3 protein-coding genes are annotated in these 4,644 nt (G+C 48.1%); 1 reads left to right on the top strand and 2 read right to left on the bottom strand.

The genetic code is table 11. The features are described 5' to 3' along the window. Window positions 1-162 precede the first annotated feature (162 nt). Together QT974_RS31345 and QT974_RS31340 are read right to left on the bottom strand one after the other, a co-directional pair. Complete coding sequence (locus QT974_RS31345) at window positions 163-1,368, bottom strand: DUF4336 domain-containing protein (protein ID WP_333472281.1); 1,206 nt, start codon at window positions 1,366-1,368, stop codon at window positions 163-165. 309 nt (window positions 1,369-1,677) lie between these two features. Further along, window positions 1,678-2,499 carry a Uma2 family endonuclease gene (locus QT974_RS31340; RefSeq protein ID WP_333472280.1) on the bottom strand — a complete coding sequence of 274 codons (822 nt, stop codon included), beginning with the start codon at window positions 2,497-2,499 and terminating at the stop codon, window positions 1,678-1,680. Between the two features lie 558 nt (window positions 2,500-3,057). On the opposite strand from QT974_RS31340, the gene leuB reads away from it, so the two are divergent. Continuing rightward, entirely contained in the window at window positions 3,058-4,143 is a 1,086-nt protein-coding gene (gene leuB, locus QT974_RS31335; protein WP_333472279.1) for a 3-isopropylmalate dehydrogenase, read from the top strand. Window positions 4,144-4,644 lie beyond the last annotated feature (501 nt).

Here is a 4,644-nt window from a genome sequence, read left to right as displayed (position 1 = left end):
TAATCACAATTAGTGAAGCCAGATTTTTTTGCAAATGATTTAGGATCGCTATATATGGGAAGTAGACACACTCCACCGTCCCTTTTTTTGCGGAAAATAGGCGATTTTTTGTACTTAAAAATACTGGGATCTGCTGTATTTAAAATGGTGCAAAATTTCAAATTAAACTCGATCTTTTGCAGGCGGAACTAACCCGGTTTTATTCAAACCTGCATCAATCACCCTCAGCAATTTAAAATCATCTTCGGGTAAAGAATTAACAGCCGAGTGTTTTTCCAGAAACGAGAAAGCTTGCCGAAATTCACGCGGCTGGCAGTCGATCGCACTCTCGAAATGACAAGGTACAATTCTATCAAAATCCCAACTCGCGACTCGATCCGCCCAATCCAGAGTCTCCCGCGGCGCGCGGTTGAGAATCAAAGTCTGCAACACCGGCGCCACCAACAACCGCCCTCCTCCGCGCAAAGCCTCGAACGATCGCGCCCAGTCAATTTTCCACTGGAACGGATACAACCCAAAATAAGCTTTTCTAGAGCGTTCTGGCGCTTTGAACGCGCTAGCCAACACCCCCGACCACGGCGGCACTTCCAGCACGCTGGGGCGAAAATACATGGCAAATAAGGCGATTCTCTGCCACCCTTTGCGCCGATTTTCGTGGGTGTCTGCCACTACCTCCAAGGCGCTGTCTTTGGCGTGAAACAGCAGCGGGTACGAGTCGAGTTGGACGATCGCGGGCGGGTTTTCGGGAATGGAAACCACGGAATCTGTTAACATTAGCGTGCGCGATTCCCTGTGAAATAAGGCAACTTCGGCGAAGAAACCTAAACCGAGGTCGATCGGGCCCAGGATTGCCCAGTCAAATTGATCTGCAAGAGGCGTGTTGCTGCTGTCAGAGGGCAGTACAGACGTGCGTTTGGCGGGTAAACCGAGCCAACTCAGCGGCAAATTGACGGGGAAACTCCACTGCTGCGGCGCCACAAACACCTGCGCTTGGGGAAAACACCTCGCAAACGGCCCGACAAATACCTTGTGCTCGATGCCGGAAACTGTTGTCAGCAAGATATACTTAACTTCGCCGTGTACCGAGACTAACTCGTTTACTAAGCGGATGCACTCAGGAGTCGGCGCGACGGGGGCGTAGACGAGAAGGCCTCCGGATTCGAGTTTGATGACTGTCATCCGAATCGGCACAATTACATAGAAAATGCCTTGTAATTGGTCAAAAGTCCAGATTTTGTCTTTGACTATTTCCTTGCGGATTGTCCGCCGCCTGCTGTAGGGATAGATGGGGACGATTGGCCAAAATGCCCATGAATAGTCCCGATTGTCAATCTGTGCTGGTGTTGCTATGCCTTCGCCCTCTGTCACTCCGCCACTCCTTGCCGATTTTTTGATACGTGCGTGCGATCGAACTTTTGTTATTTTATTTCAATCTTGTGACGCAGATTCGAGGATTTGAAAAGGGGTTATGGGCGAGCCATTAAGTTGTACTGCATTTAATTTGCACAATCGTGTTTCTTGAAACTCTTGTGGGGTGGGTACGCGAACCCGCCGCCAAAATCAAATCAAGCAGGACTTACCCATCGGGACTAGAAACCCGGTTTCTGGGAAAATTTGGGTTGATTAACCAGAAATATCGGAAGAAACTGGGTTTTTCAGACTGGGGTGCGATCGCTATTAAACCAACTGTTCAGGATCGATACCTAATTCCCGCAACCGCGCCACTAGCCTTTCCTCTCGCTGTTGAGATTCTATCAGTTGCTGTTGAGATTCTATCAGTTGCTGTTGAGATTCTATCAGTCGCCGTTCCGCCGCCGTTGCCCTTTCACCCGGACTCAAAATCAACCCTCCTTCGGCAGTAAACCACCGCAACCACAAACGATTCATACTCTTATAAATGCCTTGCCACCAACCTAAACTCAACTGCAACTCAGGAATAAATAACCGCCCATCAATTAATTCTGCTGGTTCATAGTGGCCACCTACGAGATGAAAAGCTCGCAATTCATCCGTGTAGCGACTGAACACAAAATAGTAAGGAATCCGCAAAATTTGTTCATAAACTTGCCACTTAGTCGGCGGTTCCCCAGCTTGCTGAACAGTCCGCCCCAAATCTTCATCCTCAGTTCCCCGCGACAGCAATTCCACCACCACAAACGGATTTACCCGTTCTTGCCAAACTACATAACTCAAACGCATATCGCGCCCTTGATAAAGCCTGGGCACACCCACCGCAGCAAACCAATCCGGGCGTTTGTGCCAGCGCGGCTGTGTTGCATCGTAATACAAATTTAGGTCGCTGGCTGTAAATACTTGCTCCGCATCCCATCCCGGTGGTAAAAACGTGAATTCCAAGAGTTGCGGCTGATCTAAATGAAATGTATCAGGCAAACCGGACTCCTTTGGGTCTTCGCTAGGTAAATCATACATTGTTGGCAAACTCTGCCGGGGGTCTAGAGGCGGTTCAGCTTGAGCAGGCGGGTAAGTCGGGAATGTCATAAAACTATTCGGTAAGTGAGAAACTCAGAGTCTTTAGACCTGAGAGGGAAACGACCCGGGCGGTTTCAACCGCCTTGAATCTTTCTTTCCATTACCGCCTTGGAGTTGCTTGGTTTGGTGTACTTTTGTAATGCACTTTCAACAGGACAGTTACCGTTTCAAACCTTGCAACCCTGTACGCATAATGTTTGCTCTTGTGGAGGCTAAGAAAGCGGGGTAATGTTCGCTTGTCGGTCAATGTTATAAGGGCTTGTTGGGCTAGCAGCACTGTTTCAGTGACCTTAAAACTGTTTAACCACTTCTTCGACAGAGCAGGAGACTGGCGTCGCATCCACAGGGTGTCGTGACCCAAATAACGTAGTCAGTTAAGACTTAGGCTGGTCAGAATGGCTTACTTGATTTCTCTTGCAAGCCCAATCTCTTTAGAGTTGGGTTCCTGACAATGAATTCTGAGGTTGCTTATCCTGATATGATTATAGCCTTCTGAGAATGTCTTGGATTGCCAAATAATTCCAGTCAACTCAATCACAAATCTCAAATCAAAACTCCTAAATCGATATGACTCAAAACTACCGCATCACTCTTTTACCCGGAGACGGCATCGGCCCTGAAATTATCGCTGTAGCGGTAGATGTCCTGAAACTTGTCGGCAGACAATTGGACATCGGCTTTGAATTTCAAGAAGCATTAATGGGCGGCGCTGCTATTGACGCCACAGGCAATCCGCTACCGGAAGAGACTCTCTCTAAGTGCCGCGACAGCGATGCTATATTATTAGCAGCTATCGGCGGTTACAAGTGGGACAATTTGCCCCGCGAACAGCGCCCGGAAACTGGATTGTTAGGACTGCGCGCCGGATTGGGATTGTTTGCAAATTTGCGTCCTGCAACTATTTTACCGCAATTGATTGATGCTTCTAGTTTGAAGCGGGAAGTTGTCGAAGGTGTGGATATTATGGTGATCCGCGAACTCACCGGCGGCATTTATTTCGGCAAACCAAAAGGCATTTTTGAAACAGAAACCGGGGAAAAACGCGGTGTGAATACGATGGCTTACACCGAGTCGGAAATTGACCGCATCGGGCGCGTGGCTTTTGAGACGGCCCGGAAGCGCAGCAAAAGGCTGTGTTCCGTTGATAAGGCTAATGTTTTGGACGTTTCGCAACTGTGGCGCGATCGCATAATTGCCCTTTCTTCAGAATACCCTGATGTGGAGCTTTCTCACCTTTATGTTGACAACGCAGCCATGCAGTTAATTCGCTGGCCCAAACAGTTCGATACAATTGTCACGGGCAATTTATTCGGCGACATTCTTTCGGACGCCGCGGCGATGTTAACTGGTAGTATTGGGATGCTGCCTTCTGCTAGTTTAGGTGCTAGCGGCCCGGGAGTTTTTGAACCAGTACACGGTTCTGCACCGGACATCGCCGGACAAGATAAAGCTAATCCCATCGCCCAAGTTTTAAGCGCAGCAATGATGTTGCGCTACGCCTTAAATCAGCCGGAAGCTGCTAATAAAATCGAGCAAGCAGTTGTGGAAGTTTTGGATCGAGGTTATCGCACTGGTGATATCATGTCGGAAGGCATGAAACTAATTGGCTGTCGGGGAATGGGCGATGCTTTAATTGAAGTTTTGCAAGGTTAATCGCATTGGTAGATAGTGTCTTGATTTGTCAGTGGCTGGTAGTCAAATAATTAGGTAAAAAGGCTTTTGGGACTTTAAAAATCCCAAAAGCCAAGTGCATTATTTTGATCGTTCAGCCAGCAATTACCGCATTTTTACCAGACGGCGACTCGGGTGCATCTAACTTTGGCAAATATATCCGTAGGGGCGAAGCATGACCTCCGTCAATATGGGATGATAATTAATAACTTATCTGCGGTCATGCTTCTTCAGGCTTCAAAAACCAGATGCACCCCGGCGGCTCAACAATCCTTCACTCGCGGCTTTGAGTCACTCGTAAGCACTAAATTAAATTATTAACTATGATTTGTAGTTGCAATTAACAATTAACAGCATCCACAAATCTCTCTCGCGGATGATGCGATCGCCCGTTGCCCCCAGCAAAAATAAAAAATATACGGGCAAATCCCTTCACCGAAAAACGAGCGGGAAGCCCCTAGCTTTAGACATGGGGAGGAACGC

This window comes from Microcoleus sp. BM001215392 (assembly GCF_036700185.1).
Taxonomy (GTDB): Bacteria; Cyanobacteriota; Cyanobacteriia; order Cyanobacteriales; family Microcoleaceae; genus Microcoleus.
The sequence above is the reverse complement of the archived record's forward strand: the minus strand, read 5'-3'. Positions and strand labels throughout refer to the sequence as shown.

Excerpts from the sequence above, each read along its gene's own strand:
- QT974_RS31340 (WP_333472280.1), bottom strand. The coding sequence starts at position 2,499 with ATGACATTCCCGACTTACCCGCCTGCTCAAGCTGAACCGCCTCTAGAC.
- leuB (WP_333472279.1), top strand. The coding sequence starts at position 3,058 with ATGACTCAAAACTACCGCATCACTCTTTTACCCGGAGACGGCATCGGC.